Origin of the sequence: Pasteurella oralis (assembly GCF_042681465.1) — a bacterium.
Classification (GTDB): domain Bacteria; phylum Pseudomonadota; class Gammaproteobacteria; order Enterobacterales; family Pasteurellaceae; genus Pasteurella; species Pasteurella oralis.
This window is the reverse complement of record NZ_JBHUFP010000025.1, coordinates 238,125-258,506: the sequence shown is the minus strand read 5'-3', so window position 1 is coordinate 258,506 and position 20,382 is coordinate 238,125. Positions and strand designations below refer to the sequence as shown.

Below are 20,382 nucleotides of genomic sequence, written 5' to 3'. Positions count from 1 at the left end.
CTCTCATCATTTAGCGACAAATTACACCAGATAACATATTCTTACGATGTTGAATGTTTTGATCTGCCAAATTCTTACCTTGCTTATTTTCCTCTGCTTGCACTTTTTTCGCCAACTTAGGATCTTGAATATAAAACACTGGTACATACTGCATATTTTTAGCATCTGCTTTTGATGAAACGGTTGCCGTCGAAATATTGGTATAATACTCTGCTTTATTAACTGGCACGACATAATAGGTAGTCGCATCAGTCACATCAACACCTACTCTTGAATTAAACCCCTTGCAAATACCCGCGCCTGATTCAAAAATAGTATGTGAGAATTTTGTTTCATTAATTTGGAATACTTCAAATTCAATACTTTTACCCAATGCTTCTGCATCTTGAATATCCATCCCTGGATTTAACTTACGTGTAGAACTACGATTGACATAAGCGATATGAGTCGGTTGTTCATTATGGATATCTAATAAAGAGCGTTCGTCGCTGTGCTGTGTTTCTGGTGAACCGTAAGTTTTCGTAAAAGAATTCTCAGAAATATGGATAAACCAAGACTCTGCAAAACTGACATTAGATAATAATAAACTTGCAAACAACAATACTTTAAAATGCATTTTTTCTCTCATATTTCATATAATTCTAAAGGTAAACCGTCTGGATCTCGAAAAAAAGTAAAACGCTTACTTGTGATAGGATCTATCCTAATTGGTTCACAAACAACGCTATTATGTTGTAAAAATACAACAGCCGCATTAAGATCTTTTACGCTGAAAGCTAAATGGCGTAACCCACAAGCCTCTGGATTTGTTACACGTAAAGGGGAATTTGGAAAAGAAAATAATTCAATTTGACTACCATCGCTCAACTTCAAATCAAGCTTATAGCTCCCTCGTTCAGTGCGATAAGTTTCTTTAATGATTTCTGCACCTAAAAGCTCGGTATAAAACTGCTTCGACTTATGATAATCAGATACAATAATCGCAATATGATGAAAGCCGATAATTGGCGATTTCATAGTTTTCCCTTTTAAAAAATACCATTGATTATACGCCTTTTATATTAAATGTAAAATAAGAGAGGAACTCCACTTTTACTTACAACGTAAATATCAAATTCCCCATTGATAGAAAAATCAGTAACTTAATTATTGTTTAGGCACAAGTTGTTCATGTTTCTCTGCGTCTTGTGCCTCTTGCGAAGCTCTTGCTGAATGGATACTACGCTCAATTAGCGCTTTTCTTGGATCATCATCACCAAGTAAACGTAACATCATTGACCAAGTCACTGCAGCCATTTTGTAATCTTCTACTTCAAAATAACGAAAAGCAAGCAAACCTAAAGCCTCAAGATTGCTATGATCTTGGCGAATGACTTCTTTTAACAAGTTATCTCCCTGTGATTTATCCGTTGGATCTTCAGAAAACATCAAGATACGTGCATAAGATAACTTATATTCATTATTGTCAGGTTCAAGTTTATTTGCTCTCGCATAGCTATCTAATGCCAATTGAGCTTTATCCGTATTCATTGCTACTTGCCCAAGTAACCACCAACTTTTAGCATCCTGAGGCGATTTTTGTAAATGTAAACGCAATGCCGTAGAAAATTGCTGTAATTCACTCTCTGTTAACGGGTTATTCTGTTCATCTTTCAAACGCTCATAAAAGTGCGGTAACTTTTGATAGGTTTTTTCTAACATTGCTTCGGCTTGCCATGAGCCAACGCTTAAATAAGTTATCGTTGATAAAATACCTAATGTCAGCAAGCCAGAAACAAACCATAGTCTGCCATAGCTTTTTTGTGCCATTGATTGCGGTTTAGTCGTAGCAGGAATATCTTCTAATAACGCTTGTTGCAATTCTGTTTTTAACTGTTCTGCGTTAACTAACAAACCTTGCGCTTCATCACGCTCAATTTCTGCTAAACGCTGAAAATACAGCGCTTTATTTAATTCATCACGTTTCACTGCATGCGCTGCTGTACGGATTGGTTTTACTGTTTTAAACAGCGGATAAAAACAAATTAATGCCACAACCAGTGTCAATACTGTTACACTTAACCAAAAACTCATGATGTTTTCTCTTTTAACAAATCTTGCAAACGTTGTTTCTCGTCATCACTCAACATTGACTCAGGATCCACCGCACTTTGTACAGCTTTGGGTTGGCGACGAAACAACACAACCACCCCTAAAATAACCAACATGGTAGGAATGACCCATAATGCAATGGTTGCCACCGTAAGTGGTGGATCATAAGTGACAAAATGACCATAACGCTCAACCATATAATTCACGACATCTTGCTTAGAATGCCCTTCTTGTAATAATTCAAGTACTTTATGCCGCATATCAACTGCAATAGTCGCATTTGAATCAGCAATATTATTATTTTGGCATTGTGGACAACGTAGTTCTTGTGTTAAAGCATGATAATCTTTTTCTTGTTCTACTGAACTAAAATTAAGCGCATCTATCACAGCAGTGCTTGAAAAGCTCAGCAATAATAAGAAAAGCGCGGTCAGTTTTTTCATTATTTTGCCTCCATTAGCTTTTGATAAATAGGCTGCAATTTCTCACGCCAGACTTTTTCATTTATATCACCAGCATGACGATAATGAATTACGCCTTTACCATCAATGATAAAGGTTTCAGGTGCCCCATACACTCCAAGATCGAGTCCCAATGCACCTTTTTCATCTTTCAACACAATTTGATAAGGATTACCTAACTCTTTCAACCATTTAATCGCTTTATCAGTTTTATCTTTATAATCTAAACCGATAATCGTCACCCCTTGCTGTGCCAAATAGTTCAAATACTGATGTTCCGCATAGCAAGTTGGACACCAAGTTGCCCAGACATTTAACAAAATCGGTTTACCTTGCTGAAAAATCTCTGCGTTATGTTGCTTATTTTCTAATAGATCAGGTGCCATTTTTATTGGCACAGCTTTGCCGACTAAAGCAGATTCCAATGCCTTAGGATCATCACCTTGTGCATTACGTTGCAATTGCACTGCAAATGTAATAACTAATACACAAAATAACATTAAGGGAAGATAAAGTTTTCTATTCATTATTCACCCTTTTTTAATAACTTAGAAAAACGATAGCGGCGATCAAACATGCAAAGTAATCCACCTAGCACCATAAATACACCACCAAACCAAATCCAACGGATAAATGGTTTATAATATAAGCGTAATGCCCAAGAACCATCTCCTAAACTTTCACCTAATGCGACATAAAGATCACGGCTGAATCCCCAATCGATAGCGGCTTCAGTCATCGTCATTTTACTGACTGTATAAAAACGTTTTTCAGCAAATAAAATCGCTTCGACCTTACCATTTTTAGCAATATCGACTTGTGCTTTACCACCTAAATAGTTAGGTCCATTCGCTTCAGTAATACCTTGGAAAGTAAAATGATAATCCGCAATTTGTACAGTATCACCTACATTCATGCGCACATCACGTTCCACACTATAGTTTTGGCTAAAAGCAATTCCCCATACAGACATCGCTACCCCTAAATGCGCTAATACCATACCCCAATGAGAACGAGAAAGCTTAGTTAACCCAACAAAGAAACTCGAGCGATGTGTTGCGCGTTGGTGTAATTCATATAAACTCAATATCACAATGAACACCGCCATCATGCAACCTAATACTGCGCTTACCGTAATACGATTATGTAAAAAATAAGGTAACACAACGCCTGCAATCAACATGACAAGCAAGCTAAGTAGTACAGGGGTTCGAATCGCTGAGAATTCATCACGACGCCACTTCACTAAAGGTCCAATACCGAGTAATAGTGAAAACGGGATCATAATAATTAAAAACATTTGGTCAAAGAATGGCGCACCAATAGAAATTGTACCTAACCCTAGTTGTTTATGCACTAAAGGCAGCAACGTGCCTAAAAACACGACGGAAAGCGCCGTCATTAATAAAATATTATTCAGTAACAACATGCTTTCACGCGAATAACGTTCTGCATTATCTCGTGAACGAATTTGACTCCCTTTATAAGCATATAAAGCCAACGACCCACCAATCACTACAATCAAATAAGCAAGAATATACAACCCACGTGTTGGATCAGAGGCAAAAGCGTGTACTGAAACTAAAATCCCTGAACGAACAAGGAAAGTCCCTAGTAAGCATAACGAAAAAGCTAAAATCGCCAGTAATACAGTCCATGCTTTAAAAGAACCGCGCTTTTCAGTCACAGCTAATGAATGTAATAATGCTGTTCCCGCAATCCAAGGCATGAACGAGGCATTTTCGACAGGATCCCAGAACCACCAGCCTCCCCAGCCAAGTTCGTAATATGCCCACCAAGAGCCTAACACAATACCTAAAGTTAAAAATACCCAAGCAGCCATTGTCCAAGGGCGGGACCATCTTGCCCATGCAGTATCAAGCTTACCCGTCATTAAGGAAGCAATAGAAAAAGCAAAAGCAACAGAAAAACCAACATAGCCCATGTAAAGTAATGGTGGGTGGAAAATTAATCCAACATCTTGTAATAGCGGGTTGAGTTCTTTGCCATCAACAGGAAAATCAGGAAAAGTACGATTAAATGGATTAGAGGTAAATAATACAAAAATCAGGAAACCAATACTAATGATCCCCATAATACCTAACACACGAGCAACTGCTTCTTGAGGCAATTGTTTACTAAACAAGGCAACCGCTGCCCCCCATAAAGTTAATAGCCAAATCCATAATAAAAGCGAGCCTTCATGAGAACCCCAAACCGCAGATAAACGATAATGTAAAGGTAAATTTGTGTTTGAATTATTTACCACATATTGAACAGAAAAATCATTTACGGCAAATAAATAAGATAGCGCAATAAAAGCGACAGTTAAACTAATGAATAAACCATAAGTCATTGGACGAGCTAATGACATTAACTGTACATTGCCTTTTTCAGCCCCCCATAAAGGAAAAATTGCCACCAGTATAGCGATGGCAAGACTTAACGCTAAAGCATAATTTCCTAATTCAGCGATCATTTTTGACCTTCTCGTTCGGTTTTATATTCATAAGCTTTTTCTTGGCGATCACGTTCACTTTCACCTTTGAGATCAGAGATTCCCATTGGCTTATGCACTTTTTGCATTTGTGCATCCAGTTCAGGCGGCACATAATTTTCATCATGTTTTGCCAAGACTTCGGTTGCGGCTAAAACAGTCGGTGCTTTCAACACCCCTTGAGCAACAATGCCCTGTCCTTCGCGAAATAAATCAGGCAAGATCCCCTCATATTCCACTGTAATAGAAGGACCAATATCATTAAGATCGAATTTGACTTTTAAACTCGTTGGATCGCGTTCAACAGTGCCTGCAACCACCATGCCACCAACACGCAGACGTTGACCAACTTGCGGTTTTTTATTGCCATCTTCTTCTTTGCCATACACAATTTCAGTTGGCGTATAAAACAAATCAATATTTTGGCGTAATGCATACAAAATTAAACCCGATGCAACAGAAACACCGAGTAAAACAAAAAGAACAATTGCCATTCTCGATTTACGTCTTGGGTTCATAGTGCACCTCTTGATTCATTTTTTTGTAAACGTGCTTGGCGTTGTTGTTCACGAATAACCTCTTTTAAGATCGATTTTCGTTCTTTTATACTTTGTACAATCAAAATCACGACAGCAACCAAACTAATACCATAAGCTAACCAGACATAAAAGCCGTAGCCACCCATACTAAAAAAATCATTCCAAGTTTCAAAAAACATCTTTTCCCCCAACACTTACTTCAGGTTATTCGCTAAAGCCTGTACCCAAGGACGTTTACTGTCCTCTCTCACTAAAGCAGTACGATAACGAATTAAAGTTAACCAAATATAAAGCATCATAAAGCCGAAAATACATAAAATTAATGGAATCAACATCGGTGTGGCTATAGATGGCTTTTCAAATTTAGTAATGCTTGCGCCTTGATGCAACGTATTCCACCACTCTACTGAGAAATGAATAATAGGTAGGTTAATCACCCCAACTAAGCATAAAATACCTGCGGCTTTCGCACCGACAGCACGATCTTGAAACGCAGAATATAATGCCATCACACCTAAATATAAGAAGAACAGAATCAATTCAGAAGTCAAGCGTGCATCCCAAACCCACCAAGTTCCCCACATAGGTTTACCCCAGACCGCCCCTGTCACTAAGGCTAAGAAAGTAAATAACGCACCAATAGGCGCCATTGCAATCATTGCCAAGTGCGCCTGTTTAATTTGCCAGACTAACGCAATAAATGCAGCAATAGCCATTGAACCATACACGCCCATTGACCAAATTGCTGTTGGTACATGAACATACATAATACGGAAACTATTACCTTGCTGGTAATCTGCTGGTGCAAAGGCCAAGCCCCAAATGATACCAGTGACGAGTAAAAGCGCGGTCAAAATAGCAGTAATTGGCAAAAATTTACCACACAAATGGTACTGAGTTTCTGATTTTGCATAAGGGTGTAACCACTTCCACATAAAGCAATCCTTTTATTGATCTAAACTAATTCGTAATGCAGCCGCAACAGCAAAAGGTGACAAGGTCATTGCACCCGCTAAAATTGCACCTAAAATAGCGAGTTGCCCATGATATGGCATACTCAAACTCGCCGCTTCAAGCGTTGAAGCAGAAAAAATTAAAACTGGAATAAATAAAGGTACAACTAATAAACTTAATAGCACACCACCTTTACGTAATCCGACAGTTAATGCAACGCCAATCGCGCCAAGACAGCTTAACACTGGTGTACCAATTAACAATGTGAGTACTAATGCCCACCAAATTTGAATATCTAATGAAAGCAACAAAGCTGCAATCGGTGATAATAAAATTAATGGCAATCCAGTTAATAGCCAATGCGCAATCACTTTAGCTAGGGCAGTTAATGCTAAAGGTTGTGCTGTCAACATTAGTTGTTCTAATGAGCCATCAACAAAATCATCTCGGAATAAACGTTCGAATGATAATAATGCCGATAAGAGTGCAGCAACCCATGCGATTCCTGGTGCAATCCGTGATAATAATGTTGGATCAGGTCCAATAACTAAAGGGAATAAAGTAATCACAATCAAAAAGAACCACAGTGGGTTTAAAATTTCCGCTTGTTTGCGCATGGCTATGCGCAGTTCTCGTTTGATGATTTGAGTAAATATCATATTATGACTTAATTGTTATGCTAACTTGCTCACTTCACTAACAAGTCAATCCGTAAATTTATAATTTTCTAACCGCACTTTAGTGAGTAAATGGCTTTGCACATCTTGATGACTAGTGAAAATCACAATTCCCCCTTGCTGAACATGTTGTTCAAAAAGTGCGGTCAATACTTGCACACCCTTTTTATCAATCGCCGTAAAAGGTTCATCTAAAATCCATAAGGGTGCGTTAGATAGCCATAAGCGTGCTAATGCAATGCGTCGTTGCTGCCCAGCGGAAAGCTGCGCAGCAGGAATATCTTCGCGCCCTAATAATCCAACGGTTTCTAACACTTGCCACAATCTCTCTTCATCCTGCTCACAAGCACTAATATGTTGGTAAAACTTCAAATTTTCCCAAGCCGTTAATTCGGGTTTAATCCCTGAATGATGACCTAAATAGAGCAAATCATATTGATACGCTTCACGCTGTTTTTGAATCAGCTCATCATTCCAAAACACATTGCCTTCAAGTTGCTGGGCTAATCCCACTAAAATACGTAATAAACTGGTTTTACCAATACCATTATGCCCTTCAATTTGTACAAAATCGCCACTATTCACTATTAAATTTAATTCCGTAAATAATATTTTGTCGCCACGCTGGCAAGCTAGCTTTTCTGTTTTTAATTGATAAGATTTTTGCATAATTAATCAATTCCACCTATTAATGGCTCGCATTCTATCATAAGCAATAAACTTGGCGTAGTGATCGAACTCGGAAAATGCTACCTCTTTAGAGGTGGATCATAGGGTTTATTGATTTAAAACAAAAGTTATGATTTCTAACAAAAAAATCGCCTATTTATTCAATAGACGATTTCATTCATTTAAATAAAACTAGCTAATTAATTAGATCATCACTCGTTTTATTTCGTTCTTCTTCCAATAATCGTTGTATCATTTCTGCCATTTTTTGATCTTACAATTTACCTTCTTCTAGTATCGCTTCATTAGCAAAAAGTGATAATTCAGGCTCATATCAACTTGCCATTTTCCCCATGCCATTACACTTTCCTAGTTATCTATCCACAGAAACACGGTTAAAGCAATAAATAAAAAAGTGCGAAAATCAACCGCACTTTAGTCAACACAATATTTTGCTATCACATGATTTGGAAAAAATCATTTATACAGATAGATGGCTTGATAAGGCTTTAATGTCATTCTGGCTTCAGGTATGACATCTTCATCATAGTTATTCATCAAACAAGTAACATGTTGATTACACCACATTTGTGGTAGCGCAACGACTTGTTCTACTTCGCTTAAATTAGCCAAAATGAGTAATTTTTCATGTGTTGTTTGGCGTTGGTAGCACCATAACGCTGGATGTTCAGGTGCTAGATCTTGATAATCTCCCTCAGTTAAAATAGGCAATTTTTTCCGTAATGCAATCAATGCCTGATAAGTATAAAACACGGAATTTTTATCCGCTAAAGCGGCTTTTGCGTTAATGTGTGGATAATTTTTTGCTACATCAATCCAAGCTGTGCCCGTAGTAAATCCCGCCTGTTCTGAGTCATCCCATTGCATTGGTGTACGACCGTTATCACGGGATTTTTGTGCCAAAATTTGCATGATTAATGCTTCATCAATCCCTTTCTCTCGCAATTCTGCATAGGCGTTCAGACTTTCTACATCACGATATTGTTCAATCGTAGTGAAGTTTGGATTTGTCATACCAAATTCTTCACCCTGATAAATATAAGGCGTTCCTTGCAAACCGTGTAAGATCATCGCCAGCATTTTGGCTGACTGTTGATGCCATTGCCCTTCATCACCAAAGCGCGACACAATACGTGGCTGGTCATGATTACACCAGAACAATGCATTCCATGCCTGACCATGCATACCTTGTTGCCAATAGTTAAAAATAGATTTTAATTGCACATAATCTGGTTTGGCATAGCTCCATTTTTCACCTTTTGGATAATCTACTTTTAAGTGATGGAAATTAAAAGTCATCGACAGCTCTGTGCCTGCTAAATTGGCATATTGTTGGCAATTTTCTAATGTGGTGGAAGACATTTCGCCAACAGTCATCAAGCCATAAGGCGTTAACGCACGTTGATTTAATAATTGTAAATACTGGTGAATTTTAGGTCCATCGGTATAAAAACGACGTCCATCACCTTCGTTATCATCTTCAAATTGTTCAGGTTTTGAAATCAAGTTCACCACATCTAAACGCAAACCATCAATGCCTTTTTCTGCCCAAAACTGACAAATCGCAAACAATTCTTCACGCAATCTTGGATTTTCCCAATTTAAATCTGCCTGTTCTGGAGCAAATAAATGTAAATAGTACTTCTGTGCTTTATCAGACCATTTCCATGCCGAACCACCAAACTTAGATTTCCAATTAGTTGGTTCTTCACGCCAAATATAATAATCATGGTAAGCACTATTTGGATCTTCGCCTTCAACAAACCACGGATGAAAAGTAGAACTATGGTTAAACACCATATCCATTACAATTTTGATACCACGTTGGTGTGCTTGTGCAATTAACTGCTCAAAATCAGCCATACTGCCATAACTTGGATCAATATCACGATAATTAGCAATATCATAACCATTATCAATTTGTGGCGAAACATACATTGGGGTAATCCAAAGCCCATCAACGCCTAATTCTTTTAAGTAATCTAATCGCTTGATAATGCCTTGAATATCCCCTGTACCACTCCCTGTCGTATCTTGGAAAGATTTCGGATAAATTTGGTAAATCACGCCGTTTTGCCACCAATTTTTACTACTCATCTTGTTCCCTTATAAAATTGTATTGATATCAACTAACGAGTTAAATCAAAACTCCAGTCGATTAAATGATAAGCTTGTTGTTGTGAAAAAGTACTATTTAGACGCAAGCTAAACCAATGTGTTTTGTTCATATGGTAGGCGGGAAAAATCGCTTCACTTTGACGTAAACTATCAGTTCACATTTCAAATTAACAATATCGATTTGCTCTGCATCTGATAATCCTAAACTGACTGCTGGTACAGTCAAAATCAGCGCAAACCATTTACGGTTATGTTGATGACGTAATACCGCGTAATCAGGTTTATCTTGCCAAGGATAATCGGGGCAAATAGCATATTTATTCGCGATATATTCTAAAATAACGTCACGCGTTAACATCTATCCCCCCCTTTGAACAATGCTTTTATCTAAATTCTGTAAAAACAGACCGCACTTTCCCTCCAACTGAGTAAAAAGAGAAAGTGGAAATGATTAGCTCAAAGTACCTGCTTTTTCTTTACGTTTGTAAACAATCGTAGTGAGGATAAATGGCACCACAATCGCTGTTGCCATTGCTAAGGCATAAACAGCCCAATACTGATGTTGGATAGACAGAATTCCCGGTAAGCCACCAACCCCAATACTACTTGCTAAGACGCCCGCTAAACCACAAATTAAACCAGCCGCCGCAGACCCCACCATTGCACACAACATTGGGAAACGATATTTCAAGTTGATCCCATACATTGCAGGCTCAGTTACGCCTAAATAGGCGGAAATTGCAGCGGGTACTGACACCTCACGCGATTCTGCTGTCTTATTCACATAGATAATCGCTAGTACTGCGGAAGCTTGTGCAATATTGGATAGTGCAATTAAAGGCCAAACAGGTGTACCACCAATACTACCAATCATTTGGAAGTCAATGGCTAACGTCGTTTGATGCACACCAGTCACGACTAATGGGGCATATAAGAAACCGAAGAGTGCTGCGCCAATTGGGGCAAAATCACCTGTCATCGCATGTTTCACGACAAAAGCAACGCCATTACCAATTTCGCGACCAATAGGACCAATAATAGAGTGTGCAAGGAAAACAGCTAAGATAATTGATACGACAGGCACAATAACTAAATTCAAATAACTTGGCACAATTTTGGTTAAATAGCGCTCAATAAAGGATAACGCTAATCCTGCCATAATCGCGGGAATGACCTGTGCTTGATAACCGACTTTTTCAATTGCCATGAAGCCAAAATCCCATGCTTCTGGTAGCTGTGAACCTAATGCATAAGAGTTCATTAATTGCGGCGAAACAAGCGTTACCCCCAATACGATACCTAAAATAGGCGATGTCCCCATTTTGCGTGCAATTGACCAACAAATACCAACTGGCAAGAAGTGGAAAATCGCTTCACCAATTAACCATAAGAAACTGTGCATACTTGCCCAAAATGCACTAATATCCACGAGTGTTTTAGTGCCATCTTCAAACATTTTGATGTCACCAATCACGTTACGGAAACCTAAAATCAAACCACCGCTAATCAATGCAGGCAATAATGGGATAAAAATATCGGCTAAATGAGAGATACTGCGCTCATACCATTTCTGATTCTGACGGGCAGCCGCTTTGATTTGCTCTTTATCTGCATTAGCAAGACCGGTTTTTTCAAGCAAAATCTTATAGTAATCACCCACTTCTTGCCCAATGACGACTTGATATTGACCGCCTGTGGCAAAACTGGCTTTTACCATTGGTAAACTTTTAAGCTTTTCCGCATTTGCTTTTGCATCGTCATTTAAAATGAAACGTAAACGAGTAATACAATGCGTTACCGCTGCAATGTTGTCACGACCACCAACATATTCAATGATTTTATCTACTGCATTTGGATCGATTTTTGCCATAAATAGCCTCTTTTTTCATAATCAAAGGGGGAAGAAATTAACTTATTGCGTATTATAAATATGTTGATTATTTAATCAATGGGAACGTTCCCAATTATAATCAAATAAATGCGATCAAGATCACAAATTTAATAAAAAGATCGAATCATCACATTAAAAAACTAATCGACAATCAAGACAGTGCTGTTGAATTGGCTGATTTTCCAGTAAAGCAACTAATTGTTTTACTGCAATTTCGCCGACTTGTGCGAAACCTAAATCAACACTTAACACATTAGGAAATAAGAAATGTAATAATGGGCTTTTACCCACTCCGCAAACTTGAATATGCGTTAATTGCTGTTCTTGCAAATATTTTAATGCGCCAATAGCTAAAGTATCAGTAGCACAAACCAGAGCAGAAACTTCTGGAAAAATGACCGCACTTGTATGCTGATAGGCCCACTCATAGCCCAATTCACCTTGTAAAGCGCAAGGTTGTAAATCATGCTGTTGGCAAAAATGCAAATAAGCTTGATGGCGGGCATAACCCGTTGTCATATCCCGATCATCCACACCTAAATAACTGATCTTGCGATGCCCTTGTGCATAAAGGTGTGTCATTAATAACTGCACCGCCTTCTGATCATCATAATAAACGGAAGAAAGTGAAGGATAATTTTTAGCAATGACAACCATTTTATGCTGCCAAGTTTGTAGGCTTTGTTCTTCTAATTCGCTGAAAGCAAATAAAATCACACCATCAACTCTGCGCTGATGAAAAAAAGCAAGATGCTCATCCACTAATTGTGGGTTAAATTGACTTTCGACAATGATAGGTTCACATTGTTGTGCATAAAGCAACGGTAAAATACTCGATAGTGCCTGATTTTCTGCTGTGGAAGATAAGCGAGTGACGATGATCCCAATCACACGATCGCTGACCCCTCGCATCGCACGTGCAGATTTAGAAGGTTGAAAACCATATTGCGCAATAATCTTTTGGACGCGCTCGCGGGTGTTATCACTGACATTAGGATCATTATTTAACACGCGTGAAACTGTCGATTTTCCTACCGCACTTAAACGCGCAATATCTTTAATAGTGAGCTTTGTCATTTTATTTCTGTAAATTCCGATAAGTTAACAAATAATAACAACTGACCGACACTACACTACAGCATGCCATAGTTAACAACATTGGTGCTGCGCTTTTCATCGGCATTAATGCGACTAACGAACCCACTATTGCCCCTGTACCAAAACGTACACTGCCTACCATAGAATTTGCTGTACCTGCCATTTTAGGAAATTTTTCTAAAATAGAAGCCATTGCATTAGAAGAAATTAATGGATTTTGCCCTGCAAAAATAGCTAAACAAAAAGTCATTGGCCAAAAGCCAAGATCAAAAAGCGAAACCAGTACTAAACCGATCGCTGCTATAAATTGAACCATTAAACCTGCTCTTAACATGACTTCCGTTCCCACTTTGTTGACAATTCGTCCATTAATAAAAGATCCAATAGTCATCACCGCAATATTAAACATAAAAAAATAGCCAAATTGATCGACAGGTATACCATAAAGCCCAACATAAACAATGGAACCAGCCGTAATTAAGGCAAATAAGCCACCAAAACCAAAAGCAGAAGCAAACATGTAACCAAGTACTTCTTTTTGCTGACAAAGCGTGAGAAAGTTTCGCCCAACAACACCTAATCTTAAAGGAATTCGTTGTGCTTTATGATGAGTTTCAGGAATAACTAGGAGCACCAATAGACAGGATACTACCCCCATAAAACCGATTACATAAAAAATAGCATGCCAATGTAGCCAAGAAACTAAATGCCCTCCTAAAATCGGTGCCAGTAAAGGAGCTAACATAAATACAAGCGTAATTGATGACATGATTTTTGATAACTCATTCTTATGAAATAAATCACGTAAAATCGCACCCACTAATACTACGGGTGCCGCACCAAAAAAGCCTTGTATGAAACGAAGCGCAGTAAAATTTCCGATCGAATTGATATGCGTTAAAACCAATGCAGCAATAGCACTGACTGTCACACCTAATAAAATAATAGGTTTACGCCCATAGCTATCCCCTACCGGTCCCCAAAAAAGTTGCCCAATTGCCATCCCAGCAGCAAAAAAAGTCAATGTATGTTGTACTTGCTCTGGTGTCACATTCAAATCTTGTGCAATTAGCAAAAACGCTGGCAAATACATATCTACGCCTAAAGGAGGTAACATAGATAAAATGCCCAATGTGACAATAAAAATAGCACCTGCTTTGCCAGATTTTTGTTCAGTCAACATATCATCCTTTATCAAAACACATTATTTCTTGTTCACAGAGGGTACGATATTCTCCCTCCGCTAAATTTTCGTCTAATTCAACATCCCCTATTTTCCAGCGATGTAAACCAACGACTTTATTACCTAACGCCGCAAACATCCGTTTAACCTGATGGTAACGCCCTTCACTAATCGTTAAATTTACGTTGTAATCATCAATAATTTCAAGTTTTGCAGGTTTGGTTGGTAATTTCTCACCACGTAATAAAATACCTTCAGCACAAGCTTGTTGATAGTGACTTTCTACAGGATCAGCAAGCGTCACTAAATAAGTTTTTTCACAATGATATTTTGGCGAAGTAATTCGGTGTGACCATTGCCCATCATCCGTTAGCAAAACTAAGCCTGTTGTATCCACATCCAAACGCCCCGCACTATGTAATTTGCTTGCCAGAGAATAGTCAATCAATTGATAAATCGTGGCATAATCACCATCATCATGAGAACAAACATAGCCTTGCGGTTTATACAACATAATATACTGTCCAGCTTCAATCCAAGACAATCGCTCACCATTAAAACAAATTTGATCTGCAGAATTCACTTTTAGTGCGCCACTTTTTTCGATTTTGCCATTTACTGTCACCACACTTTGCTTTAAGGCTTTATTTGCTTGTGAACGTGTTAATCCTGTATTCTCAGCTAAAAACTTATCTAATCGCATTTACAATCCTAACTTCTTATCCTAATACACCAAGTTATCTACTCAAGTATTCTACTACTTTTCCGCGACAAAGCGACATGTTGTCAAAAAATAAGCAATAACACTTTGTAACTAAAATATGAATACTGTGTTTCATATCACATTTTTTATTGTTATTTTATTTATAATGTTGAATCTCAATCTTTATTTATCTATCCACAAGAGGACTGTTTTATGGATGCACAATTACGCCAAGCTGCACTTGATTTTCATGAATATCCAACACCGGGGAAAATTGAAGTAACCCCAACTAAATCTCTCGCCACACAACGTGATCTTGCGTTAGCTTATTCACCGGGTGTTGCGGTTCCCTGTTTGGAAATTCAAGCTGATCCTGCTGCCTCTTATCGTTATACCTCACGTGGTAATTTAGTCGCAGTGATTTCTAATGGTAGTGCTGTATTAGGCTTAGGCAACATTGGGGCGCTCGCAGGCAAACCCGTCATGGAAGGAAAAGGTGTCCTTTTTAAAAAGTTTGCAGGGGTAAACGTATTTGATATCGAAATTGATGAAAGTGATCCAGATAAATTAGTTGATATTATCGCCTCACTTGAGCCTACTTTTGGTGGTATTAATTTAGAAGATATTAAAGCGCCTGAATGTTTTTATATTGAACAAAAACTACGTGAGCGCATGAAAATTCCAGTCTTCCATGATGACCAACATGGTACTGCGATTATTAGTGCTGCTGCAGTACTAAATGGTTTACGTATCGTAAAAAAAGATATTGCTAAAGTAAAATTAGTGGCTTCTGGTGCAGGTGCTGCATCTATCGCATGCTTAAACTTATTAGTGAGTCTTGGCTTACCACGTGAAAACATTGTGGTATGTGATTCCAAAGGGGTAATTTTCCATGGTCGTGATGAGCGAATGGATGAAACCAAAAAACGCTATGCCATTACAGATAATGGCAAACGTACACTCACTGAAGTGATTAATGACGCAGATATTTTTTTAGGCTGTTCTGCCGCGGGCACATTGACACAAGATATGGTCAAAACGATGGCTGCAAACCCATTAATTCTTGCGCTTGCTAATCCTGAGCCAGAAATTTTACCACCACTCGCGAAAGCAGTTCGCCCTGATGCAATTGTGTGTACTGGTCGTTCCGATTATCCAAATCAAGTCAATAATGTACTTTGCTTCCCATTTATTTTCCGTGGCGCACTAGATGTGAGTGCAACTGCGATTAATGAAGAAATGAAACTAGCGGCAGTCCATGCAATTGCTGATCTTGCCTTAGCAGAACAAAGCGAAGTAGTCACATCAGCTTACGGCGAAACTGAGCTGTCTTTTGGTCCAGAATATTTAATTCCAAAACCATTTGATCCACGTCTGATTGTCAAAATCGCACCAGCAGTAGCCAAAGCGGCAATGGATTCTGGTGTCGCCACGCGTCCAATTACGGATTTTGATGCTTATATCGAAAACCTGACACAGTTTGTATATAAAACAAACTTATTTATGAAACCTGTGTTTGCCCAAGCAAAACAAAATAAAAAACGCGTTTTACTGACTGACGGTGAAGAATCACGTGTGCTACATGCAGTACAAGAAATTGCTACGTTAGGTATCGCCAATCCTATTTTACTTGGACGCCCAACTGTCATTCAGCAAAAAATCAAACAACTTGGCTTGCAACTACAAGAAGGACGAGATTTTGAATTAATCGACATTGAAAATAATCCTTATTTTGAAGAATGTTGTCATGCTTATTACAACTTACTCAAACGTAAAGGTATTACGCCTGCTGGTGCCCAGCGCAAAATGTTACATAACCCAACGGTTATTGGTGCCACTTTATTAGAACTAGGTAAAGCAGATGCGATGTTATGTGGTCTGGTCGGTCCTTATGCTTCACATTTAAGCAACATTAAAGAAGTGATTGGTGTCCAACCTTGTGTACCGACGCCTGCCACCGTCAATGGATTAGTGTTATCAACGGGTAATTTGTTTATTACAGATACCTTTGTCAATCAAAATCCAACTGCACAAGAGCTTGCTGAAATTACAATTATGGCAGCAAATGAAGTGAGTCGTTTTGGTATTGAACCGCAAATTGCACTCGTGTCACATTCTAACTTTGGTACTTTTGATGATCCAAGTGCGGTCAAAATGCGCGAAGTTTTAACTCTAGTGAAGGAAAAAGCACCGCACTTAATCATTGATGGCGAAATGCATTGTGATGTCGCTTTAAATGAGAAATTGCGTCAGGACATCATGCCAGACAGTCCATTAAAAGGCGCGGCAAACCTATTGGTGATGCCAAATATGGAAGCCGCACGGATCAGTTTGAACCTATTACAGGGCACCGCCACTCCAATTACAGTCGGACCAATTTTAATGGGGATGAATAAACCAGTTCATATTCTCACCTCCGCGTCTTCTGTGCGCCGGATCATTAATATGGTCGCGATTGCGGCAGCCAATGTTGAGTCCACTTGTAAGTAGTGGATAGCAAAATCAGGGCAGAGGTAAAAATCTGCCCTGAGATTTTTTGTGTTAACTGCAGAGAAATAATGATCTCAATCAATTTTCCTGTTAAAATCTTGTTACTTTTTTGGCAATAATGCCCTTACTTTTATTCAATAAAGGAAATAATTATGTCTTATACTCTACCTGAATTAGGCTATGCCTACGATGCATTAGAACCCCATTTTGATGCAATGACGATGGAAATCCACCATTCTAAACATCACCAAGCTTACATTAATAATGCCAATGCGGCATTAGAAAACTTACCTGAGTTTGCAAGCGCTTGCCCAGGTGAATTATTAACCAAGTTAGCACAGGTACCAACTGATAAATTCACCGCATTACGCAACAATGTAGGTGGTCATTTAAACCATACTTTATTCTGGAAAAGCTTGAAGAAAGGAACAACTTTACAAGGTGAATTAAAAGATGCTATCGTGCGTGACTTTGGTTCAGTTGAAGCATTTCAAGCAGAATTTGAAAAAGCGGCAGCAACGCGTTTTGGTTCTGGCTGGGCATGGTTAGTTTTACAAGCTGATGGTAAATTAGCCGTAGTTTCGACTGCAAACCAAGATTCACCAATCATGGGTAAAGAAATCGCAGGCTGTGAAGGCTATCCATTATTAGGTTTAGATGTGTGGGAACACGCGTATTACTTAAAATTCCAAAACCGCCGTCCAGACTACATCAAAGAATTCTGGCATGTGGTAAACTGGGATTTCGTTGCAGAACGTTTTGCTAAAAAAACAGAACATTGCAACTGTTCAAACTAATTTCTACTCAATCCCCTCAAGCGAGGGGATTTTTTTATTACAAAATTTCACGAAAACAGACCGCACTTTTTCTCTATTTTATGAGAAAGATCACATTCTCTGAGCAGAAATCGCTAGAGAAGCAGCCACAATTTCTCTAGAATGAATACCCTCCTAATTTTTCTCATTTCTACATTAAGGAGTCATTATGGATAGAAGACGTTTTCTACAATTAGGTGCGTGCAGTATTTTAACGTTTACTGCATCTAAATATGTATCTGCTGCCGCGCAAAATGCCGTTTCATTACGTGTTATCGCAACAACAGATGTACACAGTTTCTTAACAGATTTTGATTATTACAAAGATGCACCAACGGAAAAGTTTGGCTTTACTCGTACAGCATCGTTAATCAAACAAGCACGCAATGAAGTACCAAATAGCGTGCTAGTCGATAATGGCGACTTAATTCAAGGCAATCCAATTGCAGATTATCAAGCAGCTAAAGGTTATAAAGAAAATAAATCAAACCCTGCTATTGATGCATTAAATGCCATGCAATATGACGTAGGAACGTTAGGTAACCATGAATTTAACTATGGATTAGACTATCTTGATGATTCCATCCGTCAAGCCAAATTCCCAATTATTAATGCTAATGTGGTCAAAGCAGATTCTGGCGAGCCGCGTTACCAACCTTATTTTATCCAAGACAAAGCAGTTGTTGATAGCAATGGTAAAAAACACATGATCAAAATTGGCTATATTGGTTTTGTGCCACCACAAGTTATGATTTGGGATAAAGCTAATCTTGATGGTAAAGTACTTGCGCATGATATCAAGAAAACCGCTGAAAAATACGTGCCAATTGTAAAACAGCAAGGTGCAGACATCATTGTTGCACTTGCTCACACTGGTCCATCAGACGAGCCATACCAAGAAGGCGAAGAAAATGCGGCATTCCATCTTGCTGATGTAAAAGGCTTAGATGCCATTATTTTTGGTCATGCGCACCGTTTATTCCCAAACAAAGAATTTGCGAAATCAGCCAATGTAGATATTGCAAAAGGAACTGTCAAAGGCGTACCAGAAAGTATGGCAGGTTATTGGGGTAATAACATTAGTGTCGTCGATTTAACTTTATCACAAGTCAATGGCAAATGGTTGGTCACAGATGGTAAAGCGGAATTACGTCCAATTTATGATGCGGAAAATAAAAAAGCGACCGTTGAAAATCATCCAGAAATCAGTGCACTTTTAGCACCTGTTCACCAAGCAACCCGTGAATTCGTTTCTCAACCAATTGGTAAAGCGGATGACAATATGTACAGCTATTTAGCCTTAGTACAAGATGATCCAACAGTACAAATTGTTAACCAAGCACAAAAAGCCTATGTTGAGAATGTCGTAAAAGGTTTACCAGACTTAGCAGGTTTACCTGTTTTAAGTGCTGGTGCCCCATTTAAAGCAGGCGGTCGTAAAAATGATCCAACGGGTTACACTGAAGTAGATAAAGGTGATCTCACTTTCCGTAATGCAGCAGATCTATATCTCTATCCAAACACATTGGTTGTTGTAAAAGTCACTGGTGCTGAATTAAAAGAATGGTTGGAATGTAGCGCGGGTATGTTTAAACAAATCGATCCAAATAATGAACAACCACAAAGTTTATTAGATTGGGAAGGTTTCCGTACTTACAATTTTGACGTGATTGACGGTGTAGAATATCAATTCGATATCACTCAACCGGCACGTTACGACGGCGATTGTAAATTGATTAACGATAAATCACATCGTGTTATCAACTTAACCTATCAAGGCAAACCAGTAGATCCAAAAGCGGAATTCTTAATTGCAACGAATAACTATCGTGCTTATGGCGCTAAATTCCCTGGCACAGGTGATAACCATATTGTCTTTGCTGCACCAGATGAAAACCGTCAAATTTTGGCTAATTACATTTCGGCAGAAAGTAAAGCACAAGGTCAAGTTCGCCCAAGTGCAGATAAAAACTGGCGTATTGCTCCAATTAACACAAAAGCAAAATTGGACATTCGTTTTGAAACATCACCAAGCGAAAAAGCAAAACAATTTATTCAAGACAAAGCACAATACCCAGTAAAACAAGTCGGAACGGATGAAGTCGGATTCGCAGTCTATCAAGTCGATTTAACCAAATAACTTATTGCCATTACATAAAAAAGCAAAGTGTTCAC

The 20,382-nt window shown here is 38.6% G+C and carries 20 protein-coding genes; 3 read left to right on the top strand and 17 right to left on the bottom strand.

Going from position 1 to position 20,382, the window contains the following annotated elements; all coding sequences use genetic code 11:
- Positions 1-10: 10 nt before the first annotated feature.
- From ACFSAV_RS10635 to rsuA, 17 genes are all read right to left on the bottom strand, one after another.
- Entirely contained in the window at positions 11-616 is a 606-nt protein-coding gene (locus tag ACFSAV_RS10635; protein ID WP_379099454.1) for a DUF8095 domain-containing protein, read from the bottom strand.
- Between the two features lie 8 nt (positions 617-624).
- A complete protein-coding gene (gene gloA2, locus ACFSAV_RS10630; RefSeq protein ID WP_379099452.1) occupies positions 625-1,017 on the bottom strand; it encodes an SMU1112c/YaeR family gloxylase I-like metalloprotein in 393 nt (130 codons plus the stop codon).
- A gap of 129 nt (positions 1,018-1,146) precedes the next feature.
- Positions 1,147-2,073 carry a c-type cytochrome biogenesis protein CcmI gene (gene ccmI, locus ACFSAV_RS10625; protein WP_101775341.1) on the bottom strand — a complete coding sequence of 309 codons (927 nt, stop codon included), beginning with the start codon at positions 2,071-2,073 and terminating at the stop codon, positions 1,147-1,149.
- Positions 2,070-2,534, bottom strand: a complete 465-nt coding sequence (locus ACFSAV_RS10620; protein ID WP_379099449.1) for a cytochrome c-type biogenesis protein — start codon at positions 2,532-2,534, stop codon at positions 2,070-2,072. Before ACFSAV_RS10620 ends, ccmI begins: the two co-directional genes overlap by 4 nt.
- Positions 2,534-3,079 carry a DsbE family thiol:disulfide interchange protein gene (locus ACFSAV_RS10615; protein ID WP_379099446.1) on the bottom strand — a complete coding sequence of 182 codons (546 nt, stop codon included), beginning with the start codon at positions 3,077-3,079 and terminating at the stop codon, positions 2,534-2,536. Before ACFSAV_RS10615 ends, ACFSAV_RS10620 begins: the two co-directional genes overlap by 1 nt.
- Positions 3,079-5,031, bottom strand: coding sequence for a heme lyase CcmF/NrfE family subunit (locus tag ACFSAV_RS10610; protein WP_379099443.1), 1,953 nt, complete (start codon positions 5,029-5,031; stop codon positions 3,079-3,081). The genes ACFSAV_RS10615 and ACFSAV_RS10610 overlap by 1 nt, the downstream gene beginning before the upstream one ends.
- Positions 5,028-5,567, bottom strand: coding sequence for a cytochrome c maturation protein CcmE (ccmE, locus tag ACFSAV_RS10605; protein ID WP_101775337.1), 540 nt, complete (start codon positions 5,565-5,567; stop codon positions 5,028-5,030). The genes ACFSAV_RS10610 and ccmE overlap by 4 nt, the downstream gene beginning before the upstream one ends.
- A complete protein-coding gene (ccmD, locus tag ACFSAV_RS10600) occupies positions 5,564-5,767 on the bottom strand; it encodes a heme exporter protein CcmD (protein WP_379099440.1) in 204 nt (67 codons plus the stop codon). The genes ccmE and ccmD overlap by 4 nt, the downstream gene beginning before the upstream one ends.
- A 15-nt stretch (positions 5,768-5,782) precedes the next feature.
- On the bottom strand, positions 5,783-6,523 hold the full coding sequence (locus ACFSAV_RS10595) for a heme ABC transporter permease (RefSeq protein ID WP_101775335.1): 741 nt from the start codon (positions 6,521-6,523) through the stop codon (positions 5,783-5,785).
- A gap of 12 nt (positions 6,524-6,535) precedes the next feature.
- Positions 6,536-7,201: a heme exporter protein CcmB gene (gene ccmB / locus ACFSAV_RS10590; RefSeq protein WP_101775334.1), complete on the bottom strand. Its 666-nt coding sequence runs from the start codon at positions 7,199-7,201 to the stop codon at positions 6,536-6,538.
- 45 nt (positions 7,202-7,246) lie between these two features.
- The gene (gene ccmA / locus ACFSAV_RS10585; RefSeq protein WP_379099435.1) at positions 7,247-7,888 is read right to left on the bottom strand and encodes a cytochrome c biogenesis heme-transporting ATPase CcmA; all 642 of its coding nucleotides are present in this window, start codon (positions 7,886-7,888) and stop codon (positions 7,247-7,249) included.
- 477 nt (positions 7,889-8,365) lie between these two features.
- Entirely contained in the window at positions 8,366-10,006 is a 1,641-nt protein-coding gene (gene treC, locus ACFSAV_RS10580; RefSeq protein ID WP_379099432.1) for an alpha,alpha-phosphotrehalase, read from the bottom strand.
- 127 nt (positions 10,007-10,133) lie between these two features.
- A complete protein-coding gene (locus ACFSAV_RS10570) occupies positions 10,134-10,385 on the bottom strand; it encodes an MmcQ/YjbR family DNA-binding protein (RefSeq protein WP_379099426.1) in 252 nt (83 codons plus the stop codon).
- 93 nt (positions 10,386-10,478) lie between these two features.
- Positions 10,479-11,897 (bottom strand): PTS trehalose transporter subunit IIBC, encoded by a 1,419-nt coding sequence (gene treB, locus ACFSAV_RS10565; protein WP_379099423.1) that lies wholly within the window; start codon positions 11,895-11,897, stop codon positions 10,479-10,481.
- 153 nt (positions 11,898-12,050) lie between these two features.
- Positions 12,051-12,995: a trehalose operon repressor TreR gene (gene treR / locus ACFSAV_RS10560; RefSeq protein ID WP_379099420.1), complete on the bottom strand. Its 945-nt coding sequence runs from the start codon at positions 12,993-12,995 to the stop codon at positions 12,051-12,053.
- Position 12,996: 1 nt separating this feature from the next.
- Positions 12,997-14,199: a Bcr/CflA family multidrug efflux MFS transporter gene (locus tag ACFSAV_RS10555; protein ID WP_379099417.1), complete on the bottom strand. Its 1,203-nt coding sequence runs from the start codon at positions 14,197-14,199 to the stop codon at positions 12,997-12,999.
- A gap of 1 nt (position 14,200) precedes the next feature.
- Positions 14,201-14,902 (bottom strand): 16S rRNA pseudouridine(516) synthase RsuA, encoded by a 702-nt coding sequence (gene rsuA, locus ACFSAV_RS10550; RefSeq protein ID WP_379099414.1) that lies wholly within the window; start codon positions 14,900-14,902, stop codon positions 14,201-14,203.
- Positions 14,903-15,115: 213 nt separating this feature from the next.
- Here rsuA and ACFSAV_RS10545 point away from each other — a divergent pair, with 213 nt between their 5' ends.
- The 3 genes from ACFSAV_RS10545 to cpdB all read left to right on the top strand — a co-directional run bounded on the left by ACFSAV_RS10545 (position 15,116) and on the right by cpdB (position 20,347).
- Entirely contained in the window at positions 15,116-17,392 is a 2,277-nt protein-coding gene (locus ACFSAV_RS10545) for an NADP-dependent malic enzyme (protein WP_379099411.1), read from the top strand.
- A gap of 152 nt (positions 17,393-17,544) precedes the next feature.
- A complete protein-coding gene (sodA, locus tag ACFSAV_RS10540) occupies positions 17,545-18,189 on the top strand; it encodes a superoxide dismutase [Mn] (protein ID WP_379099408.1) in 645 nt (214 codons plus the stop codon).
- 184 nt (positions 18,190-18,373) lie between these two features.
- Positions 18,374-20,347, top strand: a complete 1,974-nt coding sequence (gene cpdB, locus ACFSAV_RS10535; RefSeq protein WP_379099714.1) for a 2',3'-cyclic-nucleotide 2'-phosphodiesterase — start codon at positions 18,374-18,376, stop codon at positions 20,345-20,347.
- Positions 20,348-20,382: the final 35 nt, after the last annotated feature.